This window comes from Streptomyces sp. NPDC034037 (assembly GCF_055575715.1).
The window spans coordinates 78,599-98,463 of sequence record NZ_JBVISC010000011.1 but is presented as its reverse complement, the minus strand read 5'-3'; the positions used below and the strand labels follow the sequence as shown (position 1 = coordinate 98,463).

Here is a 19,865-nt window from a genome sequence, read left to right as displayed (position 1 = left end):
CGCCGTCTAACCCTCCGTACGACACACGCGTACGGCAGACGCACGCGGCACACGCAACTCACCGGGAGAGACACCCATGTACCAGCAGATGATCTTCGTGAACCTCGCCGTGGACGACGTCGAGGCGTCCAAGACGTTCTTCACCGGCCTCGGCTACCGGCTGAACCCGCAGTTCTCCGGCGAGGAGAGCGCGTGCGTGGTCATCAGTGACACGATCGTCGTGATGATGCTGAGCAAGCAGCACTACGCGCAGTTCACGGACAAGGAGATCGCGGACTCCGCGAAGACCAGCGAGGCGCTGCTGTGTCTGAGCGCCGAGAGCCGCGAGCGGGTCGACGAGATCGTCGACAAGGCCGTCGCCGCCGGCGCCACGCCCGGCAAGGTCCAGGACTACGGCACGATGTACGGCCGCGCCTTCGACGACCTGGACGGCCACACCTGGGAGTTCATGTGGATGGACCCCGCCCAGGTCCAGGGCTGACCGACAGCCGCCCGCCGGCGGTCAGCAGTGGAAGTGGGCGTGGATGGTCGTGCCCGCCCGCGGGTCGGTGTGGATGCGGACGAGGTCCGCGACCACGTGCACGAGCAGCAGTCCCCTGCCCCCGCTCTGGCCCGGGGGCGGCGGGCGGCGGCCCGCGAGCGGGTCGGCGAGGACCCCCTCGTCCCGCACCTCGCAGACGACGGAGTGGTCCTGCGCCCAGACCCGCAGCGCGCCGGAGCCCGGCCCGTGCACCACGCTGTTGGTGGTCAGCTCGGCCACGGCCAGGGCGAAGTCGTCCAGCCGGGAGGCGGGCAGGCCCAGCTCCGCCGCCCGACCGGTGGCGTAGTGCCGTATGTCGGGCAGTGTCTGCGCCGTGTAGTGCGTCTGCGGCACGTCGGCGGGCGCGGTCAGCGGCTCGTTGTAGCGGGAGATCACCGCTTCGGGGGCGTAGGCCGCGCTGGGGCCGTGCCGGCCGTCCTCGATGACCGTGGGGTGCGTGGCGTAGGCGTCGGCCAGGACCGTTTCTTCCAGCCGCTCCAGGTCATAGGGACACAGGATGGTCGCCGCGCGGCCCTGGAAGGCGAGGTTGATCAGCGCCTCGTGCTGGACGCAGGCGGGGTACTCCGTCGCGGTGCGCTCGGCCCAGATGGGCTCGCCGATGATCCGCACCCGCCCGGTGGGGTGGGCGTCGGCGAAGGCACGCAGCACCCGCGGGATGATCCGGCCGGGGTTGCGTCCCACCTGCGTCATGTCGAGGAGGCGCACCTGGGCGGCGCGCGGGCCCAGCGCGTCGCGGATGAGTTCCAGGTTCGGCCCGGGAACCGCCACCGCCACCGCCTCACCCGCGTCCAGGCCCTCTTCGACGAACGGTACGGTGCCGGCCACGTACTCCCGTTCACCCCGGTAGAACAGCGCCGGGTGGACGAAGGGTTCGGTCTCGGTCACGGCACTCATGATGTGGCCACCTCGATTGCAGACAGATCGGGCCAGAAAAGCTCCAGCAGACGGCTCAGGGCGGGCGGCGGGCTCTCCAGAACGAGCCGCTGCCCGCCGTGCAGGCCCTGGGCCGTCATCGCCAGGGCCGTGGCGCCGGCCATGTCGATGAAGGTCAGTGCCGAGAGGTCGAAGTGGTACGGGCCGCGCTGCCGCCGGGCCGCCCGTTCCAGGGCCTGCTCCCACGCCGGGCGCGTGGGCAGGCAGACCTCGCCCGCCACCTCCAGGCCGGCGCGGTCCGGCAGGGGGCGGATGTGCAGTCGCTCGCCGGACGGCGGCGCTTGATCGGCCTTCACTTTCCCCCCATACGGCTCGTCCACGTCGTCCCTCTGCTTCCATCCCGTACGTCGCGCTCAGGTGACCCGGACGCCGATGAGACAGGTGTCGTCATCGGTGTCGGAGGCGCTGTGCGTGAGCAGTCTGTCGAGTTGCTGCTCCAGGTTCGCGGTGGGGGGTCCCGCTGTGGTCAACAGACGGGCCAGGGATTCCTGCACCGATTCGTCACGGCGCTCCACCAGTCCGTCGGTGTACATCAGCAGAATGTCACCGGGTTCCAGGCTCAGTTCCTGTTCCTCGTAAGAGGCGTCGGACAGGGCGCCCAGAAGGATACCGCCCGCCGGGGGCAGCGGTGCCGCCTCCTGCCCGCGCAGCAGGACCGGGGGCAGGTGTCCGGCGCGCGCCCAGCGCAGGGTGTGGCGCTCCGGGTCGTACAGGCCGCACACGGCCGTGGCCGTGACCTGGCTGGTCAGGTGGTGGGCCACGATGTTGAGCCAGGACAGCAGCTGCCCGGGGCCGGCCCCGGTGACGGCGAGGCCCCGCATGGCGTTGCGCAGGACCACCATGCTGGTGGCGGCCTCGATGCCGTGCCCGGCCACGTCGCCCACACAGAGCAGGATCTGCTTGGACGGCAGGGTCACCGCGTCGTACCAGTCCCCGCCGACCATGGACTCCGACTCCGCGGGCCGGTACCGCACGGCGATCTGCAGCCCCGGGCTGCTCAGCGGGGCCTGGGTGGGCGGCATGATCGCGTGCTGCAGCTGCAGGGTCAGGCGGTTGCTCTCGGCGGCCTGCTGCTCGGTGTGCGCCAGCTGGTCGCGGGTCGCCGCCAGCGCCACCTCCGTCCAGTGCTGGGAGGAGATGTCCTGGTAGGCGCCGCGTACGGAGAACAGTCTGCCGTCGGCGTCGAGCACCGGTTCGGCGATCACCCGCATGTGCCGGGTGACGCCGTCGGGGCGGCCGAGTCGGAAGGCGGCCGAGGACGAGCGGCGGTGATGGAGCACCGTGCGCAGGAAGCGGCGGATGGTGGTGGCGTCGTCGGGATGGGCGTACGACGTCAGCGCCTCCAGGGGTACGGGCGACGCGTCGTGCGGCCGGCCGTACAGATCGAACAGCTGATCGTTCCAGGTGACCTCGCCCGTGGTGAGGTTCTCCTCGAAGCCGCCGATCCTGCCCAGGCGCTGGGCGTGCTGCAGGAGGTGGGCCAGGCGGGCGGCCTCGTCCTCGATGCGCCAGATGAGCAGGACGCAGCCGCCGTGCCGGCTGATGCTGATGTCGGCGACCGCGGCGAGGGAGACCTGCCCGACCAGCGCGGTCAGGGTCATCCGGCGGGTGCGGAACGGCTCGCCGGTCGCGTAGACCCGCTCGATCCTGTCGAACAGCTCACTGCCGCTGACGGCCATGGGGTAGGCCTCCAGCAGCAGCGCCCCGTGCACCGCGCTGCGCGGGCGGCCCGCCGGGTCGACGAAGCTGCTGTTGACGTGGTGGACCCGGAAGTCCGTGAGCTGTCCGTCCGCGGTCAGGTGCGGGATCAGGACCAGGGCGGGGTCGTACAGGCCCTCGGCCAGCTCGACCAGCTCGGCGAGTTCGGGCGCGGGCACCCAGGTGTCCACGGAGGGCGCGGGCGCCGTGTCCGGACGGCTCTCCAGGGTGTGGGCGCACAGCTCCGCCAGCGCCTCGATCTGGCGCAGGATCTGCGGTGTCTGCGGTTCCAGCGGCTCCGGCCAGCAGATCTCCAGGACGCCGCTGACGCGGCCGCCGGTGCCCACCGGCAGGGCGATGCGGCCGCCGTGGGGGTGCTGGGCCCGGCCCACGGACGGCAGGCCCTGCGCGGCCATGTCCGTGACGTGCACGGTCTGCCGCTCGGTCAGCGCCCGGCGGGCCAGGGTGGACACACCCGGCGGTACGTAGCGCCAGCGGTCGGCCTCGACCGGGCCGAAGCCCGCGTGTCCGGCCAGGGTCAGGGAGGCGTCGGTTCCCGCGCTCCACACGGCGACGGCGCAGGCGCCCAGCGGGGTCAGGGCGTGCGCGAGGAGCGACTGGGCGGCCGCCTGCGTGTCCCCCGAGGCCAGCGCGCCGCTCTCCGCCGTGCGCAGGCGCACGCCGACGGAGGTCGCGGCCGGCTCGGCGTCCGGTTCGCCGTTGGCCCGGCTGGCGAAACCGCTGGCGATCTCGGCGAGGCGGTCCTGGGCCGACTGGTTGATGATGTCAGCGGCCAGCTCCAGCTGGGAGACGCCCGCCTCCTCGGCGAGCGAGGCCAGTTGCCGCGCGGCCATGGCGGGACCGCAGCGCAGCCGCTCGACCAGCACGCCCTTGGCCAGCTCGATCAGGGCACGGCCGTCGGCGGCCGCCTGCGCGGCGAGGATCTCGCCGCGCAGCCGCTCCACCGTCGCGGCGAGCCGCCCCACGCCGCTGCGCTCCGTCTCGGGCTCGGGCGGCTGGTGTCCCGGCGGGGCGGAGAGCTCCGACGGGGACGGCGCGTCCTCGCGGGCGGGGTCCCCATGGGGTGTCGAGGTCGTCATTGTGCTGCCGACTCCTCACTGAGCCAGCGCCCCATGCAGGCGACGAGATCGTTGGCGTCGACCGGCTTGGTGACGTAGTCGCTGGCGCCGGAGGCCAGGCTCTTCTCCCGGTCGCCCGGCATGGCCTTCGCCGTCACGGCGATGATGGGCAGCGTCGCGTAGGCCGGGTCCTGCCGGATCTCCGCCGTCGCCGCGTAGCCGTCCATCTCGGGCATCATCACGTCCATCAGGACGAGGTCGATCTCCGGGTTGGCGCGCAGCGTCTCGATGCCCTTGCGTCCGTTCTCGGCGTGCAGGACCTCGACGCCGTGCATCTCCAGGATGCCGCTGATGGCGTACAGGTTGCGGGCGTCGTCGTCCACGACCAGCACGAGCCGTCCGGACAGTCCGCCGCCGGCCGTCTGCGGGGGCCGCTGCTCGCCGACCTCCTCCCCGCGCACCAGCGGGACCACGTCGCCGGGCTGCTCGGCGGACAGGTGCAGCGCGATGCGCTCGCGCAGCTCGTCGAGGCTGGAGATCAGCTCCAGGGGCCGGGTCAGGGACCGCGACTGCAGGCGTTGCTCGTGCTCCGGGTCCAGCCGGCGGCTGTTGTGCGCGAGGACGGGCACCGAGGTCACGGCGGTGTCGCCGTCCATCGCGTCGAGGAAGCGCAGCGCCTCGTCCTTCGGCATGTCGAGTTCGAGGACGACGCAGTGGCAGGCCCCCGCGGCCAGGCTCTCGGCCGCTTCCACCGCGCCGACGGCGGTGATGACCTCGATGCCCGCGTCCGCCGACTTCCCGGAGAGGTCGCGGCCGCCGGACAGATCGGCCACGGCGCTCTCGGCGACCAGGGACAGCAGGCCGCGGGCCCGCCCCTCGACCACGAGCAGCCGGCGCCGCTGCCGGGGCTCCGGGGCGGCGAGGGGGTTGCCCGGCCCGTCGTCCTGCGGACGCGCGGGCGCGATCTGCGCGGGGTGCGCGGCGGCGCCCACGGCCTTCTCCCACTCGGCGCGGGTCACCGGCAGGTAGAGCGTGAACGTGCTGCCCTGCCCGTGCGTGCTGGCGGCGACGACCACGCCGCCCAGGAGGTGGGCGATCTCGCGGCTGATGGACAGGCCGAGACCGGTGCCGCCGTACTTGCGGCTGGTGGTGCCGTCGGCCTGCTGGAACGCGCCGAAGATCGCTTCGAGCTGATGCTCGGCGATGCCGATGCCGGTGTCCTTGACCCGGAAGGCCAGCATCGCCTCGCCGCGCCGCACGGACGCCGGCACCTCGCTGTCCCCGGCCATCTCGATGCGGAGCTCGACGCTGCCCCGCTCGGTGAACTTGACCGCGTTGGACAGCAGGTTGCGCAGGATCTGGCGCAGCCTCGAATCGTCGGTGCGCAGCTCGGCGGGGACGTCGGGCGCGGTGCTGATGGTGAATTCGAGGTTCCGCTGGGTGGTCATCGGCCGGAAGGTGGCCTCGACGTAGTCCAGGAGCTTGCGCAGCGCCACCCGCTCGGGGGTGATGTCCATCTTGCCCGCCTCGACCTTGGACAGGTCGAGGATGTCGTTGATGAGCTGGAGCAGGTCGGAGCCCGCCGAGTGGATGATGCCCGCGTACTCGACCTGCTTCGCGGTGAGGTTGCGGGTGGGGTTCTGCGCGAGGAGCTGCGCGAGGATGAGCAGGCTGTTCAGCGGGGTGCGCAGCTCATGGCTCATGTTGGCCAGGAACTCCGACTTGTACTTGGAGGTGAGGGACAACTGCTGCGCCCGCGCCTCCAGTTCCTGGCGCGCCTGCTCGATCTCCAGGTTCTTCGTCTCGATGTCGCGGTTCTGGGAGGCCAGCAGGGCCGCCTTCTCCTCCAGTTCCGCGTTGGAGCGCTGCAGTTCGTCCTGCTGGACCTGCAACTCCGTGGAGCGGGCCTGGAGTTCGGCCGTCAGCCGCTGGGACTCCTCCAGGAGCTCGTCGGTGCGCGCGTTGGCGACGATGGTGTTGACGTTCACCCCCAGCGTCTCCATCAGCTGTTCCAGGAAGTCCCGGTGCACCGGGGTGAACTGCTCGAACGACGCCAGCTCGATGACGCCGAGCACCTGGTCCTCGACGAGGATCGGCACCACCATCAGGCTGCCCGGCACGGCCTGCCCGAGCCCGGAGGAGATGCTGACGTAGTCCGCCGGGATCTGCTGGACGGCGATGGGCCGTCTGCTGCGCGCCGCCTGCCCGACCAGGGACTCCCCGAGCCCGAAGCGCCGGTGGCCGGCGGACTCTACCGGGCGGCCGTAGGACCCGACCAGCCTGAGGTCAGTGGATCCGTCCGCCTCCTCGGCGAGGTAGAAGGCCCCGTACTGCGCGGCCACCAGGGGGGCCAGCTCGTCCATCACCAGCTCCGCGACCACGGCGAGGTCGCGGTGGCCCTGCATCAGACCGGAGATGCGGGCGATGTTGGACTTGAGCCAGTCCTGCTCCTGGTTGGCCATGGTCGTCTCGCGCAGCGACTCGACCATGGTGTTGATGTTGTCCTTCAGTTCGGCGACCTCACCGGAGGCGTCGACCGTGATGGAGCGGGTCAGGTCGCCCTCGGCGACCGCGCTCGCCACCTCGGCGATGGCGCGCACCTGCCGGGTGAGGTTGCCGGCCAGTTCGTTCACGTTCTCGGTCAGGCGCTTCCAGGTGCCCGAGACGCCCTCGACCTCGGCCTGGCCGCCCAGCCTGCCCTCGCTGCCGACCTCGCGCGCCACGCGCGTCACCTCGGCGGCGAACGCCGAGAGCTGGTCGACCATCGTGTTGATGGTGGTCTTCAGCTCCAGGATCTCGCCGCGGGCGTCGACGTCGATCTTCTTCGACAGGTCGCCGTTGGCCACCGCGGTGGTGACCAGGGCGATGTTGCGCACCTGGTTGGTGAGGTTGTTCGCCATCGAGTTGACGTTGTCGGTGAGGTCCTTCCACGTGCCGGCCACGTTGGGCACGCGGGCCTGGCCGCCGAGCTGGCCCTCGGTGCCGACCTCGCGCGCCACGCGCGTGACCTCGTCGGCGAAGGCGGAGAGCGTGTCGACCATGGTGTTGATGCCGCCCGCGAGCGCGGCGACCTCGCCCTTGGCCTCGACGGTGATCTTCTGCGAGAGGTCGCCGCGCGCCACCGCCGTGGCGACCTGGGCGATGGAGCGCACCTGCCCCGTCAGGTTCGACGCCATGACGTTGACGTTGTCGGTGAGGTCCTTCCAGGTGCCGGAGACACCGCGGACCGTCGCCTGGCCGCCGAGGTTGCCCTCCGTGCCGACCTCGCGGGCGACGCGGGTGACCTCGTCGGCGAAGGCGGAGAGCTGGTCGACCATCGTGTTGATGGTCTCCTTCAGCTCCAGGATCTCGCCCCGGGCGTTGACCTTGATCTTCTGCGACAGGTCTCCGCCGGCGACCGCGGTGGCCACCTGCGCGATCGAGCGCACCTGGTCCGTCAGGTTGCCGGCCATGCTGTTCACGGAGTCGGTCAGGTCCCGCCAGGTGCCCGAGACGCCCTTGACGTCGGCCTGGCCGCCCAGGATGCCCTCGGTGCCCACGTCGCGCGCCATGCGGGTGACCTCGTCGGCGAACGAGGAGAGCTGGTCGACCATCGTGTTGATGGTGTCCTTCAGCTCCAGGATCTCGCCGCGGGCGTTGACCGTGATCTTCTGCGACAGGTCGCCCTTGGCCACGGCCGTGGTGACCTGGGCGATGTTGCGGACCTGGTCGGTGAGGTTGCCGGCCATCAGGTTCACCGAGTCGGTCAGGTCCCGCCAGACGCCGCCGACGCCCGGCACCTGGGCCTGGCCGCCCAGCCGGCCCTCGCTGCCGACCTCACGGGCGACGCGGGTGACCTCGTCGGCGAAGGCGGAGAGCTGGTCGACCATCGTGTTGACGGTGTCCTTCAGCTCCAGGATCTCGCCCCGGGCGTCCACGTCGATCTTCTGCGACAGGTCACCCTTGGCCACCGCGGTCGCCACCTGGGCGATGTCGCGGACCTGGGTGGTCAGATTGCCCGCCATGGCGTTCACCGAGTCGGTCAGGTCCGCCCAGGTCCCGGAGACGCCGGGTACGACGGCCTGCCCGCCCAGGGTTCCCTCGGTGCCGACCTCCCGGGCCACCCGGGTCACCTCGGAGGTGAACAGCGACAGCTGGTCGACCATGCCGTTGAAGACGGTGGCGATCTCCCCGATGAGTCCGTCGCCCTCGTCCGGCAGCCGCGTGCCGAAGTCCCCGTCCCGTACCGCCGTGAGTCCTGCGAGCAGCTGCCGCAGCTCCGGCTCGCCCACTCCGCCGCCCTCGCCAGAGGACCGCGATCGTGACGCCGAGCGCTCCTTCTCGACCGCCGCCTCAGCCATGATCGCTCGACCTCGTTTCACTCGGTTACTCACGACAAAGGGCAGCCCCACCCGGGCAGCACTTCGCCTGCCCATCGGGACTGCCATCGGACTCGCACAAACTTCACCGTCTGAACACGGCTTTACAAACATACGCAGCGAGTCGTTCAACTCGTACCCAGGGGCCGAGATTTATCTCTCAGCACAAAGCGCCCCTGAACCGACATTCCGGATACGGGCGGTCTCACGGCGCCCTCCTAGTATGGGCGCATGCAGCCGACCGACGAACACGCATCCGCCCCGCCGCTCGGTGAGGACCGCGAGATCGAGACCCTCGCCGAGTTCGACGACGCACAGGGACGCGGCGCGCTCGCCGGCTGCCGCGTGCAGGCCGTCGACCTCACCGAGCGCACCGCCGCGCTCCTGAGCGCCGACGTCGCGGGCGCCGTCTTCCTCGGCTGCCCCATGGACGAGGAGGCGGCGGCGAAGGTGCGGGCCTCGGGCGCCCTGGTCTTCCCGCCGGTGCCGGGCCTGCCGTTCAATCCCTACCGCGGGCTGCTCTACACCCCGGACGACCTCTTCGCCGGCCTCGCCGACGGCGGCTACGACGCGACGCCGGACGCCCACGCCTACGCCTGGTTCCAGCGGACCAAGGCCGACGGCGACGTGTTCTCCTCGATGCTGCGCGCCATACACGACGACTCCATCTCCGACGCCCTGGACGAGCAGCTCGCCGGGGCCGGCGTGGTAGGCGTCATGGGCGGCCACGCGATGGCCCGGGGCACCGAGGCCTACGCGGGGGCGGCGCGGCTCGGCCGCGCCCTGGCCCGCTCCGGGTTCACCGTCGCCACCGGTGGCGGGCCGGGCGCGATGGAGGCGGCGAACCTCGGCGCGTACGCCGCCGTCTTCGCCGACAGCATGCTGGACGAGGCGCTGGAACTCCTCGCCAAGGCCCCCTCGTTCACGCCCTCGGTCACCGAGTGGGCGCGGGCGGCCTTCGCGGTCCGCGAGCGCTGGCCCTCAGGGGGCGCCTCGGTCGGCATCCCGACCTGGTTCTACGGCCACGAGCCGCCGAACGCCTTCGCCTCGCACCTGGCGAAGTACTTCGCCAACGCCACCCGCGAGGACGGCCTCCTGGCCCGGTCGAACGCGGGCGTCGTCTTCCTGCCGGGGGCGGCGGGGACGGTCCAGGAGGTCTTCGACAACGCCACCCCCAACTACTACGAGTCGCGCGGCAAGCCGACCCCGATGGTCCTGGTCGACCGCGCGCACTGGACGGACCACCTGCCGGTCTGGCCGCTGCTCCGGTCCCTGGCGGGCGGCAGGTCCATGGAGTCCCGGATCGCGCTGGTGGACCGGGTGGAGGACGCCCCGGCCGCGCTCGACTCGCTCCTGTCGGGCGCGGGTCACGTCTCCCAGGGCCCCGCGAGCACCTCGTAGGACCGCCCCGGGAGCGCGCGGCCCGCGGGCGCGAGGGACCCGCCCCGGTCTCGCGGCGCCGGGCCCGGGTCCGTCAGCCGAAGGTGGCCCGCTCCAGCCAGAAGTCCAGCAGCTCCCGCTCCCCCAGCACCTCCACGCGTCCGGCGTCCAGCGGCCGCCGCCGGTAGAAGGCCAGCAGCACCTCGGTGAGCGGGCCGCGCAGTGTGACGTCCGCCTCGGCGGGGCCGCGCCGCCAGGTGAAACCGTCCTCGCCCAACTCGACGAGCCACTCGGCGTCCAGGCCGGGCGGCGCGTCGGTCGCGTGCAGACGCAGGGAGCGTCCGGCGCCCCGCAGCTCCGCCACACTGCCCCCGGACATGTTGAGCTGGAAAAATCGCAGGAGGTCCAGCCACTCGTCGATCGCGTCGGCGGCGACCTCCGGGGCGATCTCGTAGGCGACCCCGACGGTGATCGCCGCGTCCGCGCGGTGGATCGCCAGCTCGTGCGTCATGCGCCGCGCCCAGAACCCGGCGGTGTGGTCGTCGGCCCACGTCCACACTTCGGCGCCGGCGCCCGCCTCGCGGAAGGTCCGGGTGCCGAGCGCGGCGGTCTCGGCCAGCCAGGCGTCCAGGGCGGCCGGGTCGTCGCCCTCGGGCCCCGCGGCGTGCGGGATCTCCTCGGCCGGGATGTTCTGCCGCGCGCGCGTCGCGACCAGCCGCTCGCTCCAGCGCACCGCCCCGCCCGTGTGCCGGGCGAGCTGCGCCAGCGTCCAGTCGGGGCACGTCGGTACGGTGGCGGCGAGGTCCGCGCCCTTCAGTGTGGCTCGCAAGAGGTCGAGCTGGGTGGTGACTTCGGCGCAGTAGCGGTCATGGCTCAGAGTGGTCATGATCGAACACTAGAGTGATTTACGCACCGGGGACACTGCAATTTCCGGCGCCGCGTCCTGCCGCCGCGCCGAGCCCGCCTCCGGCACCGCGTCCGCCTCCCCGAGGACGACGACGTCCCCGGCGTCGAAGCCCGCCCCGACGACCTCGCCGACCTCGGGCGCCCGGCGCAGCGCGCACGCCGCCTCCAAGCTCGGCCCCTCCTTCGGCTGGAGGCGCAGGGCGACGTGGGTGCCGCGGAACGTACGGGCCGTCACCTCGCACGGCAGCCCCTCGTCCGGGGCGAGCAGCCGCACGCCGGCCGGGCGCACCAGGATCCTGTGCCGCCCCGCCGGGGTGCCCGGCGGCACGGGAACGGCTCCCCAAACCGTCGCGGCCGTCCCCCCGGTGACCGTCGCGTCCACGATGTTGTCGAAGCCCAGGAATCGGGCGACGAACTCGTCCGCCGGACGCCGCCAGACCTCAAGGGGCGTACCGGACTGGGCGATCCGCCCGTCCCGCATGACGACGACCCGGTCGGCGAGCGCGAACGCCTCGCCCTGGTCGTGCGTGACGGCGAGCACGGTCGTACCCAACTCGCCGAAGAGGTCGCGCAGTTCCACCACCAGCCGCTCCCGCAGCGACCGGTCGAGCTGGCCCAGCGGCTCGTCCAGCATCAGCAGCCGGGGCCGGGGGGCCAGGGCGCGCGCGAGCGCGACCCGCTGCTGCTCGCCGCCGGAGAGCGAGGCGACCGCGCGCCGCTGCGCCTTCGGCAGCCCGACGAGTTCGAGCAACTCGGCGACCCGGTCGGCCTGTTCGGACCGCGAGGCGCCGCGCATCCGCAGCCCGAAGGCGACGTTGCCCGCCACGTCGCGCTGTGGGAAGAGCTGGTGGTCCTGGAACATGAGGCCGACGCCCCGCTTGTGCGCCGGCACCCCGCGCTGGTCGCGGCCGGCCAGCTCGACCCGCCCGGCGTCGAGCGCCTGGAGCCCCGCCACCACCCGCAGCAGCGTCGACTTGCCGCTGCCGCTCGGCCCGAGCACACAGACGATCTCGTGCTCGGCGACCTCCAGGTCCACGGCGTCGAGCGCGGCCCGCGCCCCGAAGCGGACACTCGCCCCGGCAAGTCTCAGCAGGGTCATCAGAACTCTCCGGAGGTACGGTCGGCCCGCAGGCGTTCCAGGAGCAGCAGGGACACCGCGCACACCACCATCAAAAGGGTCGACAGGGCCATCGCCTGCCCGTAGTTGAGGTCACCGGCGCGGCCGAGCAGCCGGGCCACGGCGACCGGCAGCGTCGGGTTGTCGGGCCGCGCGATGAACACGGTCGCCCCGAACTCGCCGAGCGAGACGGCGAACGCGAACCCGGCGGCGATCAGCAGCGCCCGCCGCACCATCGGCAGGTCCACCTCCCGCCAGGCCCGCAGCGGCGAGGCTCCGAGGACGGCCGCCGCCTCGCGCAGCCGCCCGTCGACCGCGCGCAGGACGGGCAGCATGGTGCGCACGACGAAGGGCACGCCGACCAGGGCCTGGGCGAGCGGCACCAGGATCCAGGTGGCCCGCAGATCGAGCGGCGGCTCGTCCAGCGTGATCAGGAACCCGAAGCCGACGGTCACCGCCGACACCCCGAGCGGCAGCATGAGCAGCGCGTCGAAGCCGCGTACGAGGCGGCCCGCGCGCCGGGTGAGCGCGGCCGCGGCGAGCCCGCCGACGACGACCGCGATGGCGGTGGCCACGATCGCGTACTGGAGGGAGTTCCAGATCGCCTCGATCGGCGGCACGAGGAAGGCGCCGCCCTCCGCCGAGGTCAGCTCCGCGTAGTACGTCACGCCGAAGCCGTCGGGTCCGTCGAAGGACCGCTGGACGAGCACGCCGAGCGGCAGCAGGATCAGCAGGGCGATCGTCGCCATGACCGAGGCGAGCAGCGTCCACTGGCCGGCACCGCGCGGGCGGCGCGCGGCGGCCGAGGCGTCGACCAGCTTCAGCACGCTCTCGCGCCGCCGTGCCGTCCACGCGTGGACCGCCAGGATCAGCCCGACCGCGGCGAACTGCACGAGGGTCAGGACGGCGGCCGTCGGCAGGTCGAGGAGCTGGGCGGTCTGGCGGTAGATCTCCACTTCGAGCGTGGAGTACGCGGGTCCGCCGAGGATCTGCACGACGCCGAAGGAGGTGAAGGTGAAGAGGAAGACCATCAGCGCGGCGGCGGCCACCGCCGGGCCGAGCGCGGGCAGGGTCACGGCCCGCCAGGCGGTCCAGCGCGAGGCGCCGAGCATCCGCGCGGCCTCCTCCTGGCGCGGATCGAGCTGCGACCAGAGCCCGCCGACCGTGCGGACGACGACCGCGTAGTTGAAGAACACGTGGGCGAGCAGGATCGCCCACACGGTGGTGTCCAGGCGTACGCCCCACAGCTCGTCGAAGAGCCCGCCACGCCCGATCAGCGCGAGGAAGGCGGTGCCGACGACGACCGTCGGCAGCACGAACGGCACCGTCACGACGGCCCGCAGCGTCCGCTTGCCCGGGAAGTCGAAGCGCGCGAAGACGTACGCGCCGGGGAGCGCGATCAGCAGCGTGAGCGCGGTCGACGCGAGCGCCTGCCAGGTGGTGAACCACAGCACGTGCCGGACGTCGGACTGCCCGAGCACGTCCGCGATCCGCCCGAGGCGCCAGGCGCCGTCGACGCGCAGGCCGCGCGCGACGATCGCGGTGACCGGATAGGCGAAGAAGAGCGCGAAGAACGCGACGGGCACGGCCAGCAGACCGAGCCGCGTCGCGCTCCCCCGGCCGAGGCCCGCCCGGAAGGCCCGGGAGCGGGACTTCGTCACTTCAGTACGAGCGAGGTCCACGACTTGATCCACGTCTCGCGGTTGTCGGCGATCTTCTTCGGATCCATGGTCGCCGGCTTGTCGACGCGCACGCCGTGCTCGGTGAACAGCTCGGGCAGCTTCGTGCCCTCGCGCACCGGGTTGACGAACATGTTCAGCGGCATGTCCTCCTGGAACTCCTTGCCCACGAGGAAGTCCAGGAGCGCCTTGCCGCCCTTGGTGTTCCCGGCATTGGCGAGCAGGCCCGCGTACTCGACCTGGCGGAAGCACGTGCCGGTCGCGACGCCGGTCGGGGCGTGCTTCGGCCGCGGCTTGCCGTAGAGCACCTCGACGGGCGGCGAGGAGGCGTAGGAGACGACGAGCGGCCGCTCGCCGCCCGCCTTCCTGCCGCCGGCGGAGCCGGAGAACTCCTCGTTGTAGGCCTGCTCCCAGCCGTCGACGACCTTGACGCCGTTGGCCTTGAGCTTCTTCCAATAGCCCTGCCAGCCGTCGTCGCCGTACTCGGCGGCGGTGCCGAGCAGGAAGCCGAGGCCGGGCGAAGAGGTCGAGGCGTTCTCGGTGACCAGCAGGTTCTTGTAGGCGGGCCTGGTCAGGTCCGCGAAGGACTTCGGCGGCGCCAGCTTCTTGTCGGCGAAGTACTTCTTGTCGTAGTTCACGCAGATGTCGCCGCTGTCGACGGGCGTGACCCGGTGCTCGGCCTCGTCGACCCGGAACTCCGGCCTGATCGCGCCCGAGCCCTTGGCCTCGTACGACTGGAAGAGGCCGTGGTCGAGCGCCCGCGACAGAAGGGTGTTGTCGACGCCGAAGAAGACGTCGCCCTGCGGGTTGTCCTTGGAGAGGATCGCCTTGTTCACGGCGGCGCCCGCGTCGCCGTCCTTGAGGACCTTGACCCGGTAGCCGGAGCGCTTCTCGAAGTCCTTCAGTACGCCCTTGGAGACGTTGAAGGAGTCGTGGCTGACGAGGGTGACGGTCTTGGAGTCGGCCTCGTCGGAGCCGTCCCCGGAGCCGCAGGCCGAGAGGGCGCCGAGCCCGAGGCCCACCGCGACGGCGACGGACGTGATCTTCTTGGTGCTCACTTGGATGTCCTCCTGGGTGTCCAGGAAGAGACGCGGCCCCACCCGCGGGCCCAGGGGCACACGGGCAGGGCGCAACAGCTTGAGTCGTGCCCGAACTTCCTACCCAGAATGACCTGGGCGAGGTTCAGAGGGTCTGCGGCCCACCTGTCCAAGGTGCCGCACTCTCAGCGCTGTGGCGCTCCCCTGTCGGAATATGCAGATGTGATGACGACCGTACGCGACCGTGTGTGCGAGGCGTACGCCCGTCAGACTACCTCTCGGCCGCGGCGAGCTGGCCGCACGCCCCGTCGATCTCCTGGCCGCGGGTGTCCCGGATGGTCACCGGCACCCCGTGGGCCGCGATGGCCTCCACGAACGCCTTCTCGTCCTCGGGCCGCGAGGCCGTCCACTTCGAGCCCGGCGTGGGGTTCAGCGGGATGAGGTTCACGTGGACCGGCTTGCCCTTGAGCAGCCGGCCGAGCCGGTCACCGCGCCACCCCTGGTCGTTGATGTCGCGGATCAGCGCGTACTCGATGGACAGGCGACGGCCGGACTTGGCGGCGTACTCCCAGCCCGCGTCGAGCACCTCCCGCACCTTCCACCGCGTGTTGACGGGGACGAGCGTGTCGCGCAGGTCGTCGTCCGGGGCGTGCAGCGAGATGGCGAGGCGGCACTTGAAGCCCTCGTCGGAGAACCGGTGGATGGCGGGCACGAGCCCCACCGTCGACACCGTGATGCCGCGCTGCGAGAGGCCGAGGCCGTCGGGCTCGGGGTCGGTGAGGCGGCGGATGGCGCCCGTCACGCGGTTGTAGTTGGCCAGTGGCTCGCCCATGCCCATGAAGACGATGTTGGACAGCCGCGCGGGCCCGCCGGGGATCTCACCGTCCCGCAGGGCGCGCATGCCGTCCACGATCTGGTGCACGATCTCGCCCGTCGACAGGTTCCGGTCGAGGCCGGCCTGGCCGGTGGCGCAGAACGGGCAGTTCATGCCGCACCCGGCCTGGGAGCTGATGCACATGGTCACCCGGTCGGGGTAGCGCATGAGCACCGACTCGACCAGCGTGCCGTCGAAGAGGCGCCACAGCGTCTTGCGCGTGGTGTCGTCGTCGCAGCTGATGTGCCGCACCACGGACATCAAGTCGGGCAGCAGCGCTTCCCGGAGCTTGTCGCGCGCGCCGGCCGGGATGTCGGTCCACTCGGCCGGGTCGTGGGCGTAGCGCGCGAAGTAGTGCTGCGAGAGCTGCTTGGCGCGGAACGGCTTCTCGCCGATGGCGGCGACGGCTTCTTTGCGCTCGGCGGGCGTGAGGTCGGCGAGGTGCCGCGGCGGCTTCTTGGCTCCGCGGGGCGCGACGAAGGTGAGTTCTCCGGGTACAGGCATGGTTCTTCCAGTGTCGCAGACATGTGGCAAGGGGCCCGCCGCCCTGTGGACAACGAGCCCCATACGCACATTTGCGCAGGTCAGACGGTCAGCCGGACCCCACGAAGATCACCAGCAGGAGCCAGACGACCGGGGCCGTCGGCAGCAGGGAGTCCAGGCGGTCCATGATGCCGCCGTGGCCCGGCAGCAGCGTGCCCATGTCCTTGATGCCGAGGTCCCGCTTGATCATCGACTCGCCGAGGTCGCCGAGCGTGGCGCTCGCCGCGACCGCGAGGCCGACCAGCAGCCCCTGCCACCAGGTTCCGCCGTCGATCAGGAACTCCATGCACAGCGCGCCCGCGGCCATCGCGAACGCGACGGCGCCGAACAGGCCCTCGCGGGTCTTGCCGGGGCTGATGCGCGGCGCCAGCTTGTGCTTGCCGAAGCGCCAGCCGATCGCGTACGCGCCCGTGTCGCTGACCACGGTCAGCAGCAGGAACGTCAGCACCCGGCGCGGCCCGTCGTCGGCGGTGAGCATCAGCGCCACGAACGTCGCGAGGAAGGGGACGTAGAAGGTCGCGAAGACCCCCGCCGTGACGTCCTTCAGATAGCCCTCGGGGGGCTCGGTCATCCGCCAGACGAGTACCGCGAGCGCGGTGAGCGCCATCGCCACCCAGGCGCCCTCGGGACCCCGGACGTACCCGGCGACGACCATCGCCGCGCCACCGACCGCGAGCGGCACCAGCGGCGCCTTGATGCCCTTGCGCTCGTCGAGCCGGGAGGTCAGCTCCCACAGGCCGACCACGACGGCGACCGCTATGACGCCGATGAAGACGGCCTTCACGATGAACAGCGACGCGATGATCACCGCGCCGAGTCCCACACCGACTCCTATGGCCGCGCCGAGGTCACGGCCCGCGCTCTTCTTCTGCGAAGGCCGCGGCGCTGCCGGGACGGGCTGGGGTGCGCTGGGCATGGGCTCCTGCGGGGGCGCGGGGGTGTCGGGCACGACGGGCATCGGCTGCGTCACGGACGGAAGCAGCGCGTCCTGCGCATCGTACGCGGGACCTGCCGGGGGTGCCCCCCGACCAGACCCCTGGTCGGGCGGCACCCAGTACCCGGCTGTGGGCCGCGCCCCCCAGGAAGAGTCGTTCACGGATCGGTTTCCTGATTCCTCGGACCGGGCCTTCAGACTTCGAGCAGCTCGGTTTCCTTGTGCTTGAGCAGCTCGTCCACCTGGGTGACGTACTTGGCGGTGGTGTCGTCGAGGTCCTTCTCGGCGCGACGGCCCTCGTCCTCGCCGATGTCGCCGTCCTTGACCGCCTTGTCGATGGCTTCCTTGGCCTTGCGGCGGATGGAGCGGATCGAGATCTTGGAGTCCTCGGCCTTGGTCTTGGCGACCTTGATGAACTCCTTGCGACGGTCCTGCGTCAGCTCGGGGAACGTCACCCGGATGATGTTGCCGTCGTTGCTCGGGTTGACGCCGAGGTCGGAGTCGCGGATCGCCTGCTCGATGTTGCGCAGCGCGCTCTTGTCGAACGGGGTCACCACGGCCATCCGCGGCTCGGGCACCGAGAACGAGGCCAGCTGGTTGATCGGCGTCAGCGCGCCGTAGTAGTCCGCCACGATCTTGTTGAACATCGCCGGGTGCGCACGGCCGGTGCGGATCGCGGCGAAGTCCTCCTTGGCGACCACGACGGCCTTCTCCATCTTCTCCTCGGCCTCGAGGAGGGTCTCTTCGATCACCACTTGCTCCTGCGTGTCTTGAGTAGGCCCGGCTAGCACGGGGCGGCCGGCTGCGTCGCGTGTCTTTCCTGCACGGTGTCCGACCGGCAGGGCTTTGTCCATCCCTCTCAAGTGACGTCTCGCGTCCGTCCCTTGAGCCGGGCTCAGGTCCGCGGGGTCAGGCCCGGCTTCCCTTGTCGCCCACGAGAGTGCCGATCTTCTCACCCTTGACGGCCCGGGCGATATTGCCTTCGGAGAGCAGCTCGAAGACGAGGATGGGCAGCTTGTTGTCCCGGCACAGCGTGATCGCGGTCATGTCGGCGACCTTGAGGTCCCGGGTGATGACCTCGCCGTAGCCGAGCGCGTCGAACTTCACCGCGTCGGGGTTGGTCTTGGGGTCGGAGTCGTAGACCCCGTCCACGCCGTTCTTGCCCATGAGCAGCGCCTCGGCGTCGATCTCCAGGGCGCGCTGGGCGGCGGTGGTGTCGGTGGAGAAGTACGGCATGCCCATGCCGGCGCCGAAGATGACCACGCGGCCCTTCTCCAGGTGCCGCACGGCGCGCAGCGGGATGTACGGCTCCGCGACCTGCCCCATGGTGATGGCGGTCTGGACGCGGCTGTCGATGCCCTCCTTCTCCAGGAAGTCCTGGAGGGCGAGGCAGTTCATGACCGTGCCGAGCATGCCCATGTAGTCCGAGCGGGCCCGGTCCATGCCGCGCTGCTGGAGCTCGGCGCCGCGGAAGAAGTTTCCGCCGCCGATGACGATGGCGATCTGGGCGCCGTCGCGGACCACGGCCGCGATCTCGCGCGCGATGGCGTGCACCACGTCGGGATCGACCCCGAGGCCGCCTCCGCCGGCGAACGCCTCGCCGGAGAGCTTCAGCAGGAAGCGTCCGGCGCCTTTGTCGTCGTCACTCTTCGAGTCGGCCTTGGTGGTCATGGTGTTCTCGCTTCTCTTACTTGACACACATACGAAGAAGGCCACCGCCGGTGGGGTGTCGTTCGCATCCCATGCTCGGCAGTGGCCTCCTCGTCAGATCCTGCGGTCGTACATCGCGTACGGGTTCCCTGTGCGGGGCTCCCCACGCGGGCGACCGCTGTCGACCCTAGCGGGGTCTACCGTCGATCGCGGTACGGACTCAGATGCCGACCTTGATGCGCGAGAAGCGCTTCAGGGTGACACCGGCCTCGGCGAGAACCTTCTCGACCGACTTCTTGTTGTCCAGCGCGTACGGCTGGCCGAGGAGGGTGGCCTCCTTGAAGAAGCCGTTGACGCGACCCTCGACGATCTTGGGGAGGGCGGCCTCGGGCTTGCCCTCGGCGCGGGTGGTCTCCTCGGCGACGCGGCGCTCGGACTCGACGACCTCGGCCGGCACGTCCTCCTTGGAGAGGTACTTCGGCGCGAAGGCGGCGATGTGCTGCGCGATGCCCTTGGCGACGTCGGCGTCGGCCTTGTCCAGCTCGACGAGGACACCGATCTGCGGGGGCAGGTCGGGCATCGTGCGGTGCATGTACGCGGCCACGTAGGCGCCGGAGAACTGCGCGAAGCGGTCCAGGACGATCTTCTCGCCGAGGTTGGCGTTGGCCTCGTCGACGTACGCCTGGACGGTCTTGCCGGCCTCGATCTCGGAGGCGAGCAGCGCCTCGAGGTCGGCCGGGGACGTCTTGGCGATGTGGGCGGCGAGGTTGTTCGCCACGGCCTGGAACTTCTCGCCCTTGGCGACGAAGTCCGTCTCGCACTTCAGCTCGACGATGACACCGGAGGTGTTGTCGTCGGCGATGAGGGAGACGACGGCGCCGTTCTCGGCGGAGCGGCCCTCGCGCTTGGCGACGCCCTTCTGGCCCTTGATGCGGAGCGCCTCGACGGCCTTGTCGACGTTGCCCTCGGCCTCGTCGAGCGCCTTCTTGCAGTCCATCATGCCGGCGCCCGTGAGCTCACGGAGCTTCTTGACGTCAGCGGCGGTGTAGTTCGCCATGATCGAAATTCTCTCTCGAAGTCTTGAAAGATCTACGGAGGTCCACGGGTGAACGGCGGGGGCCGATCGGGCCCCCGCC

At 71.3% G+C, this 19,865-nt stretch carries 14 protein-coding genes and 1 pseudogene; 2 read left to right on the top strand and 13 right to left on the bottom strand.

Annotated elements, in window-relative coordinates; all coding sequences use genetic code 11:
- Window positions 1-76 precede the first annotated feature (76 nt).
- The gene (locus ACZ516_RS30325) at window positions 77-481 is read left to right on the top strand and encodes a VOC family protein (protein ID WP_469012728.1); all 405 of its coding nucleotides are present in this window, start codon (window positions 77-79) and stop codon (window positions 479-481) included.
- 21 nt (window positions 482-502) lie between these two features.
- On the opposite strand, the gene ACZ516_RS30320 is transcribed toward ACZ516_RS30325, so the two are convergent.
- From ACZ516_RS30320 to ACZ516_RS30305, 4 genes are read right to left on the bottom strand one after another with little or no spacing between them, the layout of a single operon-like run.
- Window positions 503-1,435 carry an anti-sigma factor RsbA family regulatory protein gene (locus ACZ516_RS30320; RefSeq protein WP_469012727.1) on the bottom strand — a complete coding sequence of 311 codons (933 nt, stop codon included), beginning with the start codon at window positions 1,433-1,435 and terminating at the stop codon, window positions 503-505.
- Entirely contained in the window at window positions 1,432-1,770 is a 339-nt protein-coding gene (locus ACZ516_RS30315) for an STAS domain-containing protein (RefSeq protein ID WP_361083293.1), read from the bottom strand. The genes ACZ516_RS30320 and ACZ516_RS30315 overlap by 4 nt, the downstream gene beginning before the upstream one ends.
- 57 nt (window positions 1,771-1,827) lie before the next feature.
- Entirely contained in the window at window positions 1,828-4,272 is a 2,445-nt protein-coding gene (locus ACZ516_RS30310; RefSeq protein ID WP_361083291.1) for a SpoIIE family protein phosphatase, read from the bottom strand.
- Window positions 4,269-8,591 (bottom strand): HAMP domain-containing protein, encoded by a 4,323-nt coding sequence (locus ACZ516_RS30305; RefSeq protein WP_361083289.1) that lies wholly within the window; start codon window positions 8,589-8,591, stop codon window positions 4,269-4,271. Before ACZ516_RS30305 ends, ACZ516_RS30310 begins: the two co-directional genes overlap by 4 nt.
- Before the next feature lie 249 nt (window positions 8,592-8,840).
- Here ACZ516_RS30305 and ACZ516_RS30300 point away from each other — a divergent pair, with 249 nt between their 5' ends.
- Complete coding sequence (locus ACZ516_RS30300; RefSeq protein ID WP_361083287.1) at window positions 8,841-10,010, top strand: LOG family protein; 1,170 nt, start codon at window positions 8,841-8,843, stop codon at window positions 10,008-10,010.
- 73 nt (window positions 10,011-10,083) lie between these two features.
- Here ACZ516_RS30300 and ACZ516_RS30295 read toward each other — a convergent pair whose 3' ends face one another.
- The 9 genes and pseudogenes from ACZ516_RS30295 to tsf all read right to left on the bottom strand — a co-directional run bounded on the left by ACZ516_RS30295 (window position 10,084) and on the right by tsf (window position 19,786).
- A complete protein-coding gene (locus ACZ516_RS30295; protein ID WP_469012722.1) occupies window positions 10,084-10,875 on the bottom strand; it encodes a maleylpyruvate isomerase family mycothiol-dependent enzyme in 792 nt (263 codons plus the stop codon).
- A gap of 78 nt (window positions 10,876-10,953) precedes the next feature.
- Window positions 10,954-11,994 (bottom strand): annotated as a pseudogene (locus ACZ516_RS30290) (ABC transporter ATP-binding protein); the annotation flags it as partial.
- Entirely contained in the window at window positions 11,994-13,694 is a 1,701-nt protein-coding gene (locus ACZ516_RS30285; RefSeq protein ID WP_469012719.1) for an ABC transporter permease, read from the bottom strand. The pseudogene ACZ516_RS30290 and the gene ACZ516_RS30285, both read right to left, overlap by 1 nt.
- A complete protein-coding gene (locus tag ACZ516_RS30280; protein WP_469012717.1) occupies window positions 13,670-14,749 on the bottom strand; it encodes a thiamine ABC transporter substrate-binding protein in 1,080 nt (359 codons plus the stop codon). Before ACZ516_RS30280 ends, ACZ516_RS30285 begins: the two co-directional genes overlap by 25 nt.
- A gap of 250 nt (window positions 14,750-14,999) precedes the next feature.
- Window positions 15,000-16,106, bottom strand: coding sequence for a dual-specificity RNA methyltransferase RlmN (rlmN, locus tag ACZ516_RS30275; protein ID WP_358579119.1), 1,107 nt, complete (start codon window positions 16,104-16,106; stop codon window positions 15,000-15,002).
- A gap of 88 nt (window positions 16,107-16,194) precedes the next feature.
- Window positions 16,195-17,241: a phosphatidate cytidylyltransferase gene (locus ACZ516_RS30270; RefSeq protein ID WP_358579116.1), complete on the bottom strand. Its 1,047-nt coding sequence runs from the start codon at window positions 17,239-17,241 to the stop codon at window positions 16,195-16,197.
- A gap of 32 nt (window positions 17,242-17,273) precedes the next feature.
- Complete coding sequence (gene frr / locus ACZ516_RS30265) at window positions 17,274-17,831, bottom strand: ribosome recycling factor (RefSeq protein WP_358579114.1); 558 nt, start codon at window positions 17,829-17,831, stop codon at window positions 17,274-17,276.
- Between the two features lie 157 nt (window positions 17,832-17,988).
- Window positions 17,989-18,750 carry a UMP kinase gene (gene pyrH, locus ACZ516_RS30260; protein ID WP_358579112.1) on the bottom strand — a complete coding sequence of 254 codons (762 nt, stop codon included), beginning with the start codon at window positions 18,748-18,750 and terminating at the stop codon, window positions 17,989-17,991.
- Between the two features lie 199 nt (window positions 18,751-18,949).
- Window positions 18,950-19,786 carry a translation elongation factor Ts gene (gene tsf / locus ACZ516_RS30255; protein ID WP_358579109.1) on the bottom strand — a complete coding sequence of 279 codons (837 nt, stop codon included), beginning with the start codon at window positions 19,784-19,786 and terminating at the stop codon, window positions 18,950-18,952.
- Between the last annotated feature and the right edge of the window lie 79 nt (window positions 19,787-19,865).